Annotated in this window: 14 protein-coding genes; 12 read left to right on the top strand and 2 right to left on the bottom strand. The window is 63.6% G+C overall.

Translation table 11 applies throughout. The features are described 5' to 3' along the window. Window positions 1-293: 293 nt before the first annotated feature. The 3 genes from P2869_RS10875 (at window position 294) to P2869_RS10865 (ending at window position 3,991) form a co-directional block, all read left to right on the top strand. The gene (locus P2869_RS10875) at window positions 294-1,733 is read left to right on the top strand and encodes a cytosine permease (RefSeq protein WP_277596453.1); all 1,440 of its coding nucleotides are present in this window, start codon (window positions 294-296) and stop codon (window positions 1,731-1,733) included. A 108-nt stretch (window positions 1,734-1,841) separates the two neighbouring features. Continuing rightward, entirely contained in the window at window positions 1,842-2,384 is a 543-nt protein-coding gene (locus P2869_RS10870) for a VOC family protein (RefSeq protein WP_277596452.1), read from the top strand. 20 nt (window positions 2,385-2,404) lie between these two features. Then, the gene (locus P2869_RS10865; protein WP_277596451.1) at window positions 2,405-3,991 is read left to right on the top strand and encodes an NAD(P)/FAD-dependent oxidoreductase; all 1,587 of its coding nucleotides are present in this window, start codon (window positions 2,405-2,407) and stop codon (window positions 3,989-3,991) included. A 63-nt stretch (window positions 3,992-4,054) separates the two neighbouring features. Here the strand turns inward: P2869_RS10865 and P2869_RS10860 are convergent, their stop codons facing one another. After that, on the bottom strand, window positions 4,055-4,966 hold the full coding sequence (locus P2869_RS10860; RefSeq protein WP_277596450.1) for a LysR family transcriptional regulator: 912 nt from the start codon (window positions 4,964-4,966) through the stop codon (window positions 4,055-4,057). Between the two features lie 179 nt (window positions 4,967-5,145). Here P2869_RS10860 and P2869_RS10855 point away from each other — a divergent pair, with 179 nt between their 5' ends. From P2869_RS10855 to P2869_RS10830, 6 genes are all read left to right on the top strand, one after another. Next, complete coding sequence (locus P2869_RS10855; RefSeq protein ID WP_277596449.1) at window positions 5,146-6,168, top strand: AraC family transcriptional regulator; 1,023 nt, start codon at window positions 5,146-5,148, stop codon at window positions 6,166-6,168. Between the two features lie 218 nt (window positions 6,169-6,386). Next, entirely contained in the window at window positions 6,387-7,499 is a 1,113-nt protein-coding gene (locus P2869_RS10850) for a porin (protein ID WP_233411202.1), read from the top strand. A gap of 267 nt (window positions 7,500-7,766) precedes the next feature. Next, the gene (locus tag P2869_RS10845; protein ID WP_277596448.1) at window positions 7,767-8,564 is read left to right on the top strand and encodes an SDR family oxidoreductase; all 798 of its coding nucleotides are present in this window, start codon (window positions 7,767-7,769) and stop codon (window positions 8,562-8,564) included. A 36-nt stretch (window positions 8,565-8,600) separates the two neighbouring features. Then, a complete protein-coding gene (locus P2869_RS10840; protein ID WP_277596447.1) occupies window positions 8,601-9,845 on the top strand; it encodes a styrene monooxygenase/indole monooxygenase family protein in 1,245 nt (414 codons plus the stop codon). Window positions 9,846-9,855: 10 nt separating this feature from the next. Next, a complete protein-coding gene (locus P2869_RS10835) occupies window positions 9,856-10,401 on the top strand; it encodes a flavin reductase family protein (protein WP_277596446.1) in 546 nt (181 codons plus the stop codon). Window positions 10,402-10,448: 47 nt separating this feature from the next. Next, window positions 10,449-11,243, top strand: coding sequence for a cyclase family protein (locus P2869_RS10830; protein WP_277596445.1), 795 nt, complete (start codon window positions 10,449-10,451; stop codon window positions 11,241-11,243). Window positions 11,244-11,326: 83 nt separating this feature from the next. On the opposite strand, the gene P2869_RS10825 is transcribed toward P2869_RS10830, so the two are convergent. Next, entirely contained in the window at window positions 11,327-12,355 is a 1,029-nt protein-coding gene (locus P2869_RS10825; protein ID WP_277596444.1) for an AraC family transcriptional regulator, read from the bottom strand. Between the two features lie 442 nt (window positions 12,356-12,797). Between P2869_RS10825 and P2869_RS10820 the strand changes: the two genes are divergently transcribed. Genes P2869_RS10820 through P2869_RS10810 form a run of 3 tightly spaced genes read left to right on the top strand, consistent with a single transcriptional unit; the run spans window position 12,798 to window position 16,989 of the window. Continuing rightward, window positions 12,798-14,996 (top strand): indolepyruvate ferredoxin oxidoreductase subunit alpha, encoded by a 2,199-nt coding sequence (locus P2869_RS10820; protein WP_277596443.1) that lies wholly within the window; start codon window positions 12,798-12,800, stop codon window positions 14,994-14,996. Between the two features lie 53 nt (window positions 14,997-15,049). Then, entirely contained in the window at window positions 15,050-16,567 is a 1,518-nt protein-coding gene (locus P2869_RS10815) for an indolepyruvate oxidoreductase subunit beta family protein (RefSeq protein WP_277596442.1), read from the top strand. Then, window positions 16,564-16,989, top strand: coding sequence for a thioesterase family protein (locus P2869_RS10810; protein WP_277596441.1), 426 nt, complete (start codon window positions 16,564-16,566; stop codon window positions 16,987-16,989). Before P2869_RS10815 ends, P2869_RS10810 begins: the two co-directional genes overlap by 4 nt. The last annotated feature ends 1 nt before the right edge of the window (window position 16,990 follow it).

Here is a 16,990-nt window from a genome sequence, read left to right as displayed (position 1 = left end):
AGCCGTGGACAGTGAATGCGCTGCATGGATAACCCCCGGCGGGTGGACGACCTATCGTTGTCTTGCATGTCGACACACCTCTTTGCCGCATAGAACGAACGGGCCCGATTCGGGCAGGCGTGCATCGAGCCGGGCGCAGGCGAGGCGCGGTGGTTTCTTCACTTGCGGGATATCTGTTGCCGGAACCGGATAGCCATACGATTTGTGGACCTCGAACATACGCCGGAGCACAGGCCGGTGCGAGGTGAATCTCGCGCCGCATACGAAGAGACCAAATCGAAGAGGAGTGGAGCATGAAGGACGAAAGCCTCGGCAGCGTGATGGAAGATCACGCGCTGGAACGGGTACCTGACAACGCCCGTCAGGGATGGCTCGCGCTGTCTTGGAATACGGCAGGAATCGTGACGACGCTCGTGCAGCTCTTTCTCGGCGCGCTCGTCACCTTCGTCGCGGGATTGAAGATCGCGTTGCTGGCGGGGGTCTGCGTGACGGTTCTCGGCGCGCTGCTCGGCTGGGCATGCGGGCACGTGGCATACCGTTCGGGGCTGTCGAGCACGGTGATGTCGCGACACTATGGGTTCGGGCAGAAGGGATCGATCATCTCGTCGCTGATCTTCGCGTTCATGATCATCGGCTTTCTCGCACTGGAGAATGCGCTGCTGTATCGCGGCTTCATCTTCTACCTCGGCATTGCGGATACCGTGGTGGCACGTATCGTGATCTACGGGTTACTCAGCATTGCATGGGTTCTGTTGACGGCGTACGGGTTTGCGCTCGTCGCACGCGTTTCGTCGATCACGCTCGTGTTTTTCCTCGCTGTGCTGGCCTATATCGCGCACAGCGTCATCACCGGGGCGGGGCACTCGCTCTCGGAACTCGTCTCGTTCGGCTCGCAGTTTCCGGCCGACGTGCTCAAAGCCATGGGCGCGGACGACGACGTGAAGAAGTTCATTTTCTGCGTGAACGTGCTGATCGGTTCGGCTGGCGCGCTGGCACTCGTGGATGCCGACCTTGGCCGCTACGCGCGGCGTTCGCGCGACATCGGCATCGCGGCGCTGATCGGCAACATCATGATGGACGTGCTGATGCTGGGTCTGGGCGGCGTCATCATGTATGCGGGCATCCCGGCGCTGGTGGACTTCTACATGCGCACGGCAGGCATGTCCCACGAAGCGGCGATGCATGCGGCGCTGCAAAGCCCGGACAGCATCACGGCGGCATTCGTCGTGTTCGGCGGCGCATTGGGCGCGCTTCTCATGGTGCTGGCGCAGAGCAAGGCGCAGGTCATCAACACGTATAGTGCGTCACTGTCGCTTTCAAACCTGTTCGACGCGCTCAACGTGCGCCCTGGCCGCCTCACGTTCGTAATCGTCGCCAACGTGATCGGGCTCTTGATGCTCTACGGGCAGATCCTTGCGCTCGTCAATTCGTGGATCACCATTCTCGGCGTGCTCACGACGGCATTCGCGGGCGTGATCGTTGCCGACTTTTTTATCGTGAGGCGCCTTGCGCCGTCGCTGGATACAGGTGCTGATCGGCCTGCGGAAATCGTCAACTGGGCCGGCGTGCTGACTTCGATCGTCGCAGTCGGGGTGTCGCACTATCTGCTTGCGCGTGTCGTACCGGTGGAGGCGCTCGCCACCATCGCTATCTGCATCGTGTTGTATCCGGCGCTGCGCCTCACCGTGCTCAAGCCGGCACGGAGCACGCAGACGGCTTCAGCAGGCGTGTGAGCGTAGCTGAATCGATCGGGTAACAGGCTATTGCCTGGCGATCCAAATCAAAATCAAAGCCCCCGCGGGGTTGCAGGAAATCCCGCAGCGGCACGACAGGAGAACAGAATGGGACACGCGAGCTTGCCCGGCGTGATGCACGTGGATCACGTCGCATTGACGGTGCCGGACCTCGATGAGGCCGTGCGCTTTTACCGCGACATGCTGGGCGCAATCGAGCTTTACCGGATGGGCCCGTTCGACGCGGCCGAGTTGCCTGCCACAGCGGACGGTACGGACTGGACTGCGGCACATCTGAACATCGCCGGCGCGCGGCTCAACTTCGTGATGATGGCGCTTGGCAAGAACCTGATGCTCGAGCTGTTCCGCTATGAACGGCCGCTCGATGCTGCGCAGAAGCCGCCGCTCAATTGCGATATCGGCGCGAGCCACATTGCGCTCAAGGTCCAGGACCTGGACGAAGCCCTGGCCTTCCTGCGCGAGCGAGGCGTGCGCGTCATGGACGGGCCCATCGTGGTGGACAGTGGCCCGTGCGCCGGCCTGAGGGTGAACTACTTTCTCGACCCGTTCGGCAACCAGCTTGAACTGGTGGAGTACGGCCATCTGCCGTTCATGGACGGTACGGACGCGCCGCTGTTCGGCCGCGCGTAAGCAAACAGACACAGACAGGTATGCAGATGCGGGAAGAAGCGGACGTCGTCATTGTGGGCAGCGGGATCAATTCGCTCGTCTGCGCAGCGGTGCTGGCGCGGCGGGGCAAGCGCGTCGTCGTTATCGAGCGCAATGCCGAGGCGGGCGGCTGCATTCGCAGCGAGGAACTGTTTCCAGGCTACGTCCACGACGTGCTCTCGTCGTGGTATCCGCTCTTCGTGGGCAGCCCGGGCTACGCGGAGTTGAAAGACGATCTGCATGCAGCTGGCCTCGAATTCGTTCAGGGTAACTACACAACGGGCGTCGTCACGCCCGATGGTCGGTCCATGGCGTTTCGTCAGGATCTCGACGACACCGCGCGGCAGTTCGACCAGCGGCACTCGGGAGACGGCGCGGCGTTCGCCGCGGCAGCGGGCCGTTTGTTCGGTGCCGATGCGGCGCTGACCTTTGGGCTGATGGGCGAGAACCCTTATGGCTGGAAGATGGCCCGTTTGCTGTGGCGCGAGTGGCGCGCGCGCGGTGTGGACGGCCTCGCGGCGTTCGCGGGCAGTGCGCTGGAGAGTTTTCGACGCTGGAGCGCGCGTGAATTGCATTCGGACCTCGTGCGCGCGGCCATTGCGCCGTGGGCATTGCATACCGGGCTGGGGCCGGACGATGCGGGATCGGCTTTGATCGGCAAGTTGACGTTCGCCGCTGTGGTGGCCGGAGGCATGCCGGTGGTGAAGGGCGGCAGCGCGAATATCGTCAAGGCATTCCGTTCGGTCATCGAAAGAAATGGCGGCATCGTGCTGACCGACACGGAAGTGGAACGCGTCGTGATCGAGCGGGGCAGGGCCGTTGGCGTGGATGCGGGTGGCCGGACGTGGCGCGCGCGACAGGCCGTGGTGTGCAACGTGACGCCGGGCCAGCTCTATGGACGGTTGCTGCCCGAGGCCCCGCCGCAGTGGCGTGAGCGCGCCGATGCCTATTACTTCGGCCGCGGCGACATGCAGATTCATTTCGCACTTTCGTCGCCGCCCGACTGGGTGAACGGCGAACTGGCCCATGTGCCGCTCGTGCATCTGACCGAGAGCATGGAGTCCGTGTGCCTTTCGGTGGCTCAAGCGAACAACGGCCTTATTCCGAGCCACCCGACCATAGCGATCGGTCAGCCCACGGCGGTGGATCCGAGTCGCGCACCCGCGGGCGGCGCGATTCTGTGGCTGCAACTCCAGGAGATGCCATCGCGTTTGCGCGGCGACGCGTTGGGCGAGATCGCCGTGCCGGCCGACGGCACCTGGACCGACGCGGTGCGAGAGCGCGTAGCCGACCGCGTGCAACGGCGACTCGAATGCGTGATGCCGGGGCTTGCGGGCAAAATCGTAGGGCGCCGCGCCTATTCGCCGGCGGACCTTCAACGCCTTAATTGCAACCTGGTGGGCGGCGATCCCTATTCGGGCGTGTGTTCGCCGGATCAGTTCTTCTGGCTGCGGCCTTTCGCCGGCGTGAAGGGGCGCCGCGTTCACGCTACGCCTTATGCCAACCTCTATCAGATCGGTGCGTCCACGCACCCGGGGCCCGGGCTTGGCGGCGCGTCGGGATGGATGGTCGCGAACCGGCTCGCATGACGCGGCACCTGCGCGCGTGTGTGCTCATACACAGGCGCGGGCAGGTTCGCGCTGCGCGGACGCTCACGCGCGCGCGTCGCTCAGCTTCGCGATGACGAGTTCCCTGATCCAGCGGTTCGCTGCGTGGTCGTCGAAGTCCGCGTGCCAGTGCACCGTCACGGTGACGCCTGGAATTTCCGCGGGCAAATCGTAGACCGCAAATTCGTTCGCAGGATTGAGCAACTGAACGGCGCGCCGGGGCAGCGTCACGATCCATTCGGTACGGGCGAGGATGTGCGGCACCACCGTGAAATGCGGCACCTGTAGCGCGATCTGCCGATGGACGTTGCGCTTGCGGAAGTTTTCCTCGATCTGGTGATGAGCGCTTTCGAGCGAGCCAACCAGCACATGAGGGGAAGCCAGATAGCGTTCCAGCGTCATCGTGCGTTTAGGCAGGCCGGGGCGGCGCCGCGTCATGCACACGTAATCCTCGTGAAAGAGCGGGTGGTGGCGTGTGCGTGTCGTCAATGCCGGCAGGTTGCCGATGGCGAGATCGAGCCGTCCTACCCGCAGCGCTTCTTCGAGTTGCCCGAGCGGGACCGACTGGATGTCGAGGCGCACGTGCGGCGCGCATTCTTCGAGTGCGGCGCAAAGTGTGGGCAGAAACGCGAGTTCCCCGATGTCGGACATGGAGATCCGGAAAACCCGTGTGCTGGTGGTCGGCTCGAACGGCACCATCAATTGCAGCGCGTACTCCGCCGCCGCCATGGCGCGGCGCAACGGCTCGCGCATTTCCAGTGCCGCAGAGGTGGGTTGCATCTCATTGCCGCTGCGCATGAAAAGCGGATCGTCGAGAATGGCGCGCAGCCGGCCCAGCGCATAACTCACCGCGGGCTGAGACAGCCCCAGCCGGTTTGCCGCGAGCGTGAGATTGCCCTCGTCGAGTATGGCGTGGAAAACGCGCAGCAGGTTCAGATCGATGCGGGAGGTATCCAAAGAGGGCTCGCGGGTGGTCGACGCGTTGAATGGCCGCCTCGAAATGGCGGCTTCTGTCTGGCGGTCAGTCTGGATTGCCAATAAATCATTCTATCCGGCTGCCGAAATTTGATCGATTCGGGAAAATGCCACCATTTTCATATACTTCGGGTACCTCCCACCTAACCGGGTACGCCGCGATGGACATCCTCCCGTCTACCTTCAATCGCAAGCCGGACGCGTTCGATCATTTCAGCGTCGAGATCGAAGGCCACGCCGACCCCGATCTCGTGGTCGACACGGTGGCGCGCGCGTTCAAGCCGCACCGCATGTCGATTGCCGAGCCGGCGCGTTCGCTGGACGCGGCGTTTCGCTCGCTCAAGGTGGGCAACCTGCAGATGTTTTATCTGCAATACGGCGCGCGCGTGGACGTCGATCCAGGCACGCTGGACGACTTCACGCTCATCCAGATGCCGATTCACGGCTTCGCGCGGTACGTGAGCGGGGCCGAGGAAGTGATGGGCGGTCCGGGCACCGCAGCGGTGCTCTCGCCGCGCGAGGCCACGCGTCTGCATTTTCCCGCCGACCTGCGGCAGATCATCGTGCGCCTCGACCAGAAGGCGCTTGAACGCGCCTGCGTCGAGCATCTCGACGCGTTGCCGGGCAAGGCTATCCGCTTTCATCCCACGCTCGACCTGGGCACGCCAGCGGGCGTTGCGTGGCGCAGCGCGCTGGAACACATCGTCGTCGGTAACGTTGCCTTTCCCGCGCTGCTGCAGTGCCCGTCTTACGCGGCACGCTGCGAGCGCATGTTGATCGACACCCTGCTATTCGCCCATCCGCACAATCTCTCGGACCACTTTCGCGGCGGACAGAATCGGCGCACGATCACGCCGGCCTACGTGCGGCGCGCCGAAGACTATATGCGTGCGCACATTGCCGATGTGACGTCGGTCGACGAAATCTCGCGTGCGGTCGGTGTCAGTTCTCGTGCCTTGTTTTATGCGTTCAGGCAGACCCACGACCAGACGCCGATGGCCTATCTGCGCGAACTGCGTTTGAAGGCCGTGCATGCCGAACTGAAATCCGGCGATCCGGCCGCCATACGCCTCACCGACGTCGCCATGCGTTGGGGCTTCGCCCACTACGGGCATTTCGCTTCGCACTATCGGCGCCGTTTCGGCGTTCGTCCTCAAGACACGCTTCACTCGCGCGGCAGCTAGCCTCGTTCGGAGCGCTTTTTCCCATCGTGCCGCGCCGTGTTTCGAACACACGTTGTGGCGCGTGACGAAGTCTTCTTCACCACGCGGATGCACGCTGCAGGAATCGGATAGCCAGTCTCGTTTTGGAATTTGATGATCCGCACATGCGAAGCAGCTTTGCTGCACCAGCATGAAAAGGATCACGGAGCAAAACAACTGACTGTCTGAGGAGAGTGGTGATGAGCGGCAAAAATCGAAAAATGCGGCAATTCCGGGGTAATGCCATCTCGATGGCGTTGTGTGCTGCTGCGTCGTTCGTGCCTTTCACGGCGCGTGCACAAAGCAGTGTGACCCTGTATGGCCTGATCGATGCGGGAATCGACTACAACACGAACGTAGGCGGCAAGCATCAGGTGTCGATGGGTACGGGGATCCTGTCGCCGAATCTGTTCGGATTCCGAGGCAAAGAGGATCTGGGTGGCGGCTTGTCGGCCATCTTCCTGCTGGAGGGGCAGTTCAACGCGGGCAATGGGGCGCTGATCGGCAACGAATTCGGGCGGCAGGCATATGTGGGCCTGAGCGATACAAAGTGGGGCACGCTGGTTGCCGGCAACCAGTACGACTTCATGTTCACCTCGCTCGCGGTGAAGCGTTACGGGCCGGAATTCCCGTTCGTCTCGTTGCAGAACCTGCGGCAGGGTCCGTTCAACGGCCTTGGCGTGCCGAACCAGCCCACGGGTGCGTTCGATTTCGATCGCGTGGCCGGCGAACGGATCACGAACTCGGTGAAGTATGAGAGCCCCAGTTTCAACGGACTGAGCTTCGGCGCGATGTACGGGCTGGGCGGCGTAGCGGGTTCGTTTTCACAGAACAGCTCGCAGAGCTTCGGCATCGACTATGCGAACGGCGTCTTCAATCTGGACGCGGCGTATACGTACGTGAAGTATCCGGGCATCAATAACGGCAATTCAGGCATCCGTAACTTCGGTGCGGGCGGCGGTATCGTGCTGGGCAACGCCTATCTCGATGCGCTCTACACCTACACGAAGAACACGTTCACGGGGGCGCGCGTCGACGTGTATGAACTGGGCGGGATCTACAACTTCGGCGGCGCATTCCATCTGGTCGGCGCGTACCAGTTCATGGACGGCAACAAGGTGCTCAATGACAACAAGGCGCACCAGGTCAACCTCACGCTCGACTACTCGCTCTCCAAGCGCACGGACGTCTACACGAGCGTGACGTACCAGCACGCCACAGGCGACGGCGCACAGGCGCAGATCATCCTGTTCGGCCCGTCTGACGGCAAGAACCAGATGGCGTTGCGCGTAGGGATGCGCCACGTCTTCTGACGCCCGGCAGCAACGCGCGCAGCGTCGGCACCACGAGTGCATAGCACAAAGGCCGCAACTGGGCGCGTTGCTGCATCTGCACAGATGACATGCATAGGACCTCGAGCGAATACCGGCAGACAGCGGATAGCGCCTGCGGGTCCTGGATAGGTCCATGCCATTGTGGCGAGCCATCATCCTTTCACGACATCTCGTCGGGCGGTTTCCGGGCAGTCCCTATAAGCGGGGGCCGCGGGCTTCGAATTCGTTGATCAGGAGGAGGTTCTCGTGAAAGGTCTTGAGGGCAAAGTGGCAATCGTGACAGGCGGCGCCACCATCATCGGAGCCGCTGTGGTGCAGGCGCTCTGCAGTTACGGCGCAAAGGTGGCGCTATTCGACATCGATGCGGCGGGCGGAGAGGAAGCCGCATCGGCGCATGCCGGGGCCGTGCGGTTCTGGCCGGTCGATATCGTCAACGACGAGCAGTTGAGCGCAGGCGTGGCCGAGGCGGCGGCACACTTCGGGCGCGTGGATTTTCTCGTCAACCTCGCTGCAACATATCTCGACGACGGCGCGCGATCGGGCCGGCGCGACTGGCTCACTGCGCTCGACGTCAACGTGGTGAGCGCCGTCATGGCCGCGCACGCGGTACGTCCGCACATGATCGCCGCGGGCGGCGGCGCCATCGTCAATTTCACCAGTATCTCGTCGAAGGTTGCGCAGACGGGGCGCTGGCTCTATCCCGTTTCGAAGGCAGCACTGGTTCAACTGACACGCAACATGGCGATGGATCTCGCCGCGGACACCATTCGCGTGAATTCGGTATCGCCGGGCTGGACGTGGTCGCGCGTGATGGACGAACTCACGCATGGCGACCGGGCAAAGACGGACCGCGTGGCTGCGGACTATCACCTGTTGCGGCGTGTAGGCGACCCGCGCGAAGTGGCCGACGTGGTGGCCTTTCTGCTCTCGGAACACGCTTCGTTCGTGACAGGGGCGGACTACGCCGTGGATGGCGGCTACTCCGCGATGGGCCCCGAGCAGGCCGTGCCGGCCATTGCCCGTCTTGCCAGCGAGGGCGTGTAGCCCGCGAACCACGTCAATTTGAAAGGAGAACTAGCCATGCGTCGAATCGCAATTGTGGGGGGCGGCCAGGCGGGCCTGCCGTTGGCGTTCGGGCTGCTCGAACAGGGCTACGAAGTGACTGTGGTGAGCAATCGCACGCCGGAGGACATCCGCGGCGGCAAGGTCATGTCGAGTCAGTGCATGTTCGACCCGGCACTGCAGATCGAGCGCGATCTTGGTATCAACGATTGGGAGCGCGCGTGCCCCGAGGTGCACGGCATTGGCTTCGCGGTGCCGCATCCTCAGGAGCGCGGCGCGAAGGTGATCGACTGGAACGCGCGTCTCGACAAGCCGGCGCAGTCGGTCGACCAGCGCGTGAAGATGTCGGCGTGGCTGGAGCAGGTCGAAGCGCGCGGCGGCCGTCTTGTGATTCAGGATGCAGGCGTCGCCGAGCTCGAAGCGCTCGCCGACACGCACGACCTCGTCGTTCTCGCCGGCGGCAAGGGAGAAGTGGTGCGGCTCTTCGAGCGCGACGCGTCGCGTTCGCCGTTCGACAAGCCACAACGTGCGCTCGCGCTGACCTACGTGCACGGCCTCGAAAAGACGCCAGACTATGCGCGCATCTCTTTCAACATGATTCCGGGCGTGGGCGAATACTTCGTGTTTCCCGCGCTGACGCTCAGCGGGCCCTGCGACATCATGGTGTTCGAGGGCGTGCCCGGCGGCCCGCTCGATTGCTGGCGCGACGTGCGCACGCCGCAGGAGCACCTGACCGCGAGCAAGCGCTTTCTCGAAGACTATTTGCCCTGGGAAGCCGAGCGTGCAAAGCACGTCGAACTGACCGACGATAAGGGCATACTGGCCGGCGCCTTCGCGCCGACCGTGCGCAAACCGGTATTGACGCTGCCTTCGGGGCGCCCGGTGTTCGGTCTTGGCGACGCGGTGGCCACGAACGATCCCATTACGGGACAAGGTTCGAACAACGCGACGAAGGCGTGCAAGGTGTACCTCGATGCGATTCTCGCGCGTGGCGAGCAGCCGTACACGCGCGAGTGGATGGAGGACACGTTCGAGCGCTTTTGGGACTACGCGAAGTGGGTCGTGCAATGGACCAACTCGCTGCTCACGCCGCCGCCGCCGCATATCCTCAATCTGCTTGGTGCGGCGGGGCAGTTGCCGTCGCTCGCGAGCGCGGTGGTGAACGGCTTCAACCATCCGCCGCGCTATTTCCCGTGGTGGGCCGATGAGGCCGAGTGCGAACGTTTCATCGCCAGCCATCAGACGGCCGCTTCCGTGGCTTGAGGAGAACAGCATGTCGACCTGCATTGCCGCTGATACCGCCTCCACGGATTCCGGTTCGGCGTGGGGCAGCGTGGATGTTCAACCCGCCGCGCTGCGCAAGCTGTTTGGCGCCTATCCCACGGGTGTGGCGATCGTCACGACGCGCGGACCGCAAGGTCGCGCGATCGGACTCACTATCAATTCGTTCGCATCGCTCTCGCTCGACCCGCCGCTCGTGCTATGGAGCCTCGTCCAGCATTCCCCGAGTCTCTCTGCTTTTCAGGACTGCTCGCATTTCGCGATCAATATCCTGGCCAGCGGCCATGAGGCGCTGGCACGACGCTTTGCGAGTTCGGCGATAGCTGACAAGTTCGCGGACGTAGCGGTGGCGGAGACGCCGGAGGGCGTACCTGCCATCGAAGGCGCTATTGCCACACTGGTGTGCGCGCACGATCATTGCCGGCAGACAGGCGATCATCTGCTCTTCGTGGGGCGCATCGTGCGGACGGCCGGAGACGGCGGCGCGCCACTGGTGTTTCATGCGGGCCGGTTCACATCGCTGGACCCGGTTTCCTGAGCTTCATTTCACATCACACCCTCGACTGATACTGACGGAGACATCCCATGACGTCCACGGCCCAATCGATATTGCCCGCGCTGGCCGCGCAACTTGCAAGCGGCGCCGTCCGCGTGATCGACCTCACGCAGACGTTGTCGCCGTCGTTCCCCGCGCTGCAACTGCCGCCGCAGTTCGGGCAGGTTCAGCCGTTCAAGATGGAGCGCATTTCGCACTACGACGAATCCGGGCCGGCGTGGTACTGGAATAACTTCTCGTGCGGCGAGCACACGGGCACCCATTTCGACGCGCCCGTGCATTGGGTGAGCGGTCGCGACTATCCGAACAACAGCGTGGATACCATCGCGCCGGAAAACTTTGTCGCGGCAGCCGTCGTCGTGGATGCGAGCGCGCAGGTACGCGAGAACGAGGACTGGGTGCTCACGGTGGATTTCCTCGAGGGATGGGAGCGGGCGCATGGACGCATTCCGGCGCATGCGTGGGTGCTGTTTCGCACCGACTGGTCGAAGCGCGCCGACAATCCGGCGGCATTCCTGAATGTGCGCGAAGACGGCGCCCATACGCCCGGGCCGAGCCAGGAAGCCGTGGAATGGCTGATCCAGCAGCGCGACGTGCACGGCTTCGGTGTGGAGACGATCAACACCGATGCAGGCCAGTCCTACGCGTGGCCGGTCGCCTATCCGTGCCACACCCTGATGCATGGGGCGAATCGCTATGGCCTGCAATGTCTGAAGAATCTCGATCAGCTGCCGCCGCAGGGGGCGCTGATTGTGTCGGCGCCGCTGAAGATTGAGGGTGGCTCGGGCAGTCCGCTTCGTGTGCTCGCGCTTGTGGAAGCGTAGGCCGACCCGGTTGAGATCTGCAAGAGGGTGACTCGCCGGCCCGTGGTTGGGGCCGGTTTTTTTGTTCTCTGTGTTATTGACGTCTATCGTCTGCGCAGTGTCTGACTCGGGCTTTCCCCATACCGCAGCTTGTATTCGTTGCTGAAGCGGCCCATATGAGCGAACCCCCAGCGCAGTGCGACACCCGACACGTTGGAGACCTCGCCCGTCATCAGTTCCGTGCGGGCGCACTCCATGCGCAGGTCGCGCAGATACTGCATCGGGCTCACGCCCAGAAACTCTTTGAAGCCGGCATAGAGGCTGCGCATGCTAACGCCCGCTACCAGGGCGAGTTGCTCTGCGCTGATCGGCTCGTGCGCATTCGCCTTCAGATAATCCTGGGCGCGCCGGATGTGCCGGGGCAGGATGGTCGTGCGGCGTACGGGGCCCGTTTCGCTGTAGTTATGACGATGCGCCGCGAGCAGCGTGGAGGCCGCCAGCTGCTCGATCTGGTCCATCACGAGCTTGTGTTGCGCAAGTTCGGGAAACTGCGCGGAGCACTCCGCCAGATAGTTCATCAGACAACGCCACGCTACCGTGTCGCGCCAGCGGAAGCCGAGTTCGAAGCGCAGCGGGCGGTCCAGGGGGTGACCCAGGTAGCCGATCAACGTACGTTCCACGAGCGAACGCGAAATGCGCAGCATGAATTGCTCGTTGCCCGCTTCCCACCGCATGCGTGTTTCGTCGTCGGGACTCAGTACAGAGGCCAGCTCCTGCGTCGATTCGATTTGCTGTGCACCGCTTCGAATCTCTGCGCCGCCAGTGAGGGGCATCTGCACCAGAAAAAAGCTTTCGAGCGGACCGGGTTCGATCTCGACCGTTGCCCCATAACGCAAGCGGCTCACGGAGAGGTCGCCTAGCGCCGCGTGGTACATCCGTGCGTCCAGCCGCGGGCCGTGCCCGACCACGCCAAGGCGGTGCGGTTTCATCACTCTTCCCACCATGGAGCGTACTTCGTCGATATCGGCCGAGGCGAACAGCAGCCGTTCGCGATCGCTGAGCGCGCGTTCGACCGGCATGCCGGAAAGAGGCGCCGCGCGAACGACGGTGGTGGATGACAGGGCAGCGAGCATGGCGGTACCCCACGAGCAGCGGGTGTGCATTACGGTGCCTGAAGCTGACGTTCGGTGGCTTCAGGCACCAGATGTTCTTCTGTAGCGGCGTGCGTGACGCGAGAGTCGTTACGCAAGAACCATGCCGCTGTACATGATTTTTCATGCAAGCGTGCGGCGCAGCGCAGCGATTGCATGAATCGCGTTCGATCGTACGCCTGAGTTTGGATAACGGGAATCCGCAGAAAACCTGGCATCTGCGGTGCGTTTCGCCACCCGTTATTGCGTGAGACGGCGTCGGCTGACCGGCCCCGGAGCCGCTTCCTATCCCGATCGTGCAGCGTTTGTCCGCGGCCTGCAAAAAGTAGAAACACATGATTAATCATGTATTGACGCACGCAATGTGGCCGACGAAAGTGCACCCATGAACTGAGTGTGGGACGAAACGCTAGAGAGGAGCACGATGGCCGAGCGGTCGTTTGTGGAGGAAGTGAAGAAGCTGCGTCTTGGCGACGGCGAGCTGTTCAGCGGCGAGGGCATTCTCGCCGTGACGAAAGCGCTGCTCGAATCGGGCGTGGCCTATGTGGCGGGCTATCAGGGCGCGCCGATTTCGCACCTGATGGATGTGCTTGCCGACGCGCAAGACGTGCTTGCCGAACATGGCATCCGCTTCGAGAACAGCGCGAGCGAAGCCACGGCGGCTGCGACCCTGGCCGCTTCGGTCAACTATCCGCTGCGCGGTGCCGTCACGTTCAAGGCGACGGTGGGCACCAACGTGGCGTCTGACGCGCTCGCGAATCTTGCGTCGGGCGGCGTGCTGGGCGGCGCGCTCATCATCGTGGGTGAAGACTACGGCGAGGGGTCGTCGATCATGCAGGAGCGCAGCCACGCGTTCGCGATGAAGTCGCAGATGTGGCTGCTCGATCCGCGTCCCAACCTGCCGTGCATCGTGCAGGCGGTCAAAGACGGTTTCGATCTTTCCGAAGCGAGCAGCACGCCCGTCATGTTGCAGATGCGCATTCGCGCGTGCCATGTGCACGGTCAATTCGTGACCTCGGCGAACCGACGCTCGGCATTCACGATCAAGGACGCACTGGAGCAGCCCACGCGCGACCTGAGCCGCATCGTGTTGCCGCCTGCGAGTTTTCAGCACGAAAAGGAGAAGGTGGAGCAGCGCTGGCCCGCGGCCATCCGCTTCATTCAGGAACGCAAGCTCAACGAGTTCTTCGCGGAAGATGCGGCGGACGTGGGCATTGCATTGCAGGGCGGCACCTACAACACGCTGATCCGCGCGCTCACGAAGCTGGGTCTCGCCGACGTCTACGGCGAAACGAAGATTCCGCTTTACGTCATGAACGTGGCGTATCCGCTGGTGGACGACGAATTCGAGCGGTTCTGTCGCGGCAAGCGCGCGGTACTCGTACTCGAAGAGGGCCAGCCGAATTTCGTCGAGCAGAACGTGGCCAGCATTCTTCGCACGCTGGGCATCGAGATCGAACTGCACGGCAAAGACCTGCTGCCGCTTGCGGGCGAATACAACACCGCGACGGTACTGGCCGGCGTGCGGGTGTTTCTCGAACGATACGGCGCGCTCCAGGCACAATCCGTGGTGCAGCCCGCGGCAGAGGCAGTGGCACCGCAGCGCAAGGTCATCCCGGTGGTGGCCGCGTCTAGCCAAAGCGAGGACGCCAACGAACTGCCCGCGCTCGATCACGCCGTGCATGCGCGGCCGCCCGGTTTCTGCACCGGTTGTCCCGAGCGCCCCATCTTCACCGCGATGAAACTCGTCGAGCGTGAACTGGGCCCGCATCACGTGAGCGCCGACATCGGTTGCCACCTGTTCTCCATTCTTCCGCCGTTCAACCTCGGCAACACGACGATGGGCTACGGCCTGGGTGGTGCCGGTGCTGCCGCGCTCAATGCGCCGGCCGGCAAGCGCGCAATCTCGGTGATGGGCGACGGCGGCTTTTGGCACAACGGGCTCACGAGCGGTGTGGCCAATGCGGTGTTCAATCGCAGCGACAACCTCACCGTGATCGTGGACAACAGCTATACGTCGGCAACGGGTGGTCAGGACATTCTGTCTTCCACGGCGCTCAATCCGACGCGCAGCACCGGACACGAAATCGAACGGGCGGTGCGTGGCGTGGGCGTGCAATGGGTTCGCACGATCAAGCGCACGTACGACCTCAAGACCATGACGGCGACGTTGCGCGAAGCCCTGACCACGAAGGTGAAGGGGCCAAAGGTGCTGATTGCCCAGAGCGAATGCATGCTGAACAAGCAGCGGCGCGAGAAGCCGAAGGTGCGCAAGGCCATTGCCGCGGGCGAGCGCGTGGTGCGCGAGCGCTTCGGCGTAGACCCGGATACGTGCACAGGCGATCACTCGTGTATCCGGCTCTCGGGGTGCCCATCGCTTTCGATCAAGCCGAATCCCGATCCGCTGCGTCGCGATCCGGTTGCCACGGTGGTGGACAGCTGTGTGGGGTGCGGCTTGTGCGGCGAGGTTTCGCATGCGGCGGTACTGTGCCCGTCGTTCTATCGCGCGCAGATCGTCAGTAATCCGACGCGTATCGACCGGCTGCGTCAGCGTGTTCGCAACGCCGTCATCGGCTGGTTGCAGCGCGGCGAAGCGAAGCGGCGCGCCCGGTATGCATTCTGAGGACAGCGCCATGAAAACGAGCAGCCGTAACAACGCATTGCAGGAGTTCCACCATGGTTGCTGAGCCAATCAAGATCGCGATACTCGCCATGGGCGGGGAAGGCGGCGGCGTACTGGCCGACTGGGTCGTCAACCTGGGCGAAGAGAACGGCTATTTCGCGCAGACCACCTCTGTGCCCGGCGTCGCGCAACGTACCGGCGCCACGATCTATTACGTCGAGCTGTTTCCGCACGGTGCCGAACCTGTGCCGCGTGCACCGGTACTCGCGCTGATGCCCATGCCGGGCGACGTGGATATCGTGCTGGCGTCCGAGCTGATGGAAGCAGGGCGCGCAGTGCAGCGCGGCATCGTCACGCCCGAACGCACCACGTTGATTGCATCGAGCCATCGCGTGTACTCCATCGCGGAGAAATCGGCAATGGGCGATGGCCGCGTGAACAGCGATGCGCTGGCACATCACGCGCATCGCGCCGCGAAGCGCTTCGTCAGCTTCGATATGGCGCAGGTGGCGGAACGAACCGGCAGTGTTATCAGCGCCGTGCTGTTCGGCGCCCTGAGCGCCGCGGACGTGCTGCCATTCAATCGCGCGCAGTTCGAGGCGACCATCGAGCGCGGCGGCGTAGGCGTCAAGCCGAGTCTCAAGGCATTCGATGCGGGCTATACGGCTGCACGCGCGGCGCGCCCGGCAGGCGGGGCGGAGGCTACCGCGACGCCCGCCTCAACGGTCGGCAACCCGCGCGACCCTGCGGTTGCCGCGCTCGTCGAGCGGGTACGGGCTTTGCCCGCCGACGTTCAAACGCTCGCGCTCGAAGGCGTGCGGCGCCTGCTCGACTACCAGGACGTCGCGTATGCGGACTTGTATCTGGACCGGCTCGATGCGGTGCGCCTCGCATCGCGCGACGCCGATGCCGAATTGCTGGGCGAAACGGCGCGGCACCTCGCACTGTGGATGTCGTACGAAGACACGATTCGTGTGGCAGACCTGAAGACCCGAGCGAGCCGCTTCGAGCGGGTGCGCGGCGAGGTTCGCGCGAAGGCCGACCAGCTGTTGCAGATCAACGAGTTCATGCACCCCCGCATGGAGGAGATCTGCGAAACCTTGCCTGCGCCGCTGGGCCGCTGGCTTGCGCGACCGCACGCGGTGCATCGTTTCGTGGCGCGCTTCACCACGGCGGGCCGCGTGGTGCGCACGAGCGGGCTGGGTGGCTTCCTGCTGCTGTATCTGCTGGCGCGCTGGAAGCGCGGGCGGCGCACTACGTTGCGCTACGCGCTCGAAAACGCGCGTATCGAGACCTGGCTCGCTCGCATTCGCAGCGCAGCGGGTGTGGATGGGGTACTGGCGCTCGAAATCGCCCGTTGCCAGCGGCTCGTGAAAGGCTACGGCGACACCCATGCACGCGGTCTGAAGAATTACGAAGCCTTGATGGCTGTGGTGGATCGGCATCTGCGCTCGCTTGCACCGCGCACGTTGCGCGAACTCAGAGAGGCCGCGCTTGCCGACGAGCACGGTCACCAGCTTCGCGCATGCCTCGATCGCCACGCGTTTTCGCTCGGAGGGCAGCCCGCATGAGCCCGCGCAAATTTTCGAAGCCGCACCGCATCCGCTTCGCCGAATGCGATCCCGCGGGCATTGTGTTTTACCCGCAGTACTTCGTGATGTTCAACAACCTGCTGGAAGCGTGGATCGACAGCCTGATTACGGAGGGCTTCGCCGGTTATATCGGCAAGCATCGGTTCGGCTTGCCGACGGTCCGGCTCGAAGCGGATTTCCGTGCCATCAGCCGCATGGGCGACGACGTCGAACTGACGCTTGAGGTGGCGCGCCTAGGCGGCAAGTCGCTGACGCTCGCGCTCAGTTGCGTGGGTGCGGACGGCGAGGTGCGCATGAGCGTGACCCAGGTGGTGGTTTCCACGTCGCTGGAGACGCACCGTGCAATCGATATTCCCGACATTCTGCGGCGGGCTCTGACCGTCGATGCGGTCAACGGGTAAG

Source organism: Paraburkholderia sp. SUR17, from assembly GCF_029536165.1.
Classification (GTDB): Bacteria; Pseudomonadota; Gammaproteobacteria; order Burkholderiales; family Burkholderiaceae; genus Paraburkholderia; species Paraburkholderia kururiensis.
The sequence above is the reverse complement of the archived record's forward strand: the minus strand, read 5'-3'. Positions and strand labels throughout refer to the sequence as shown.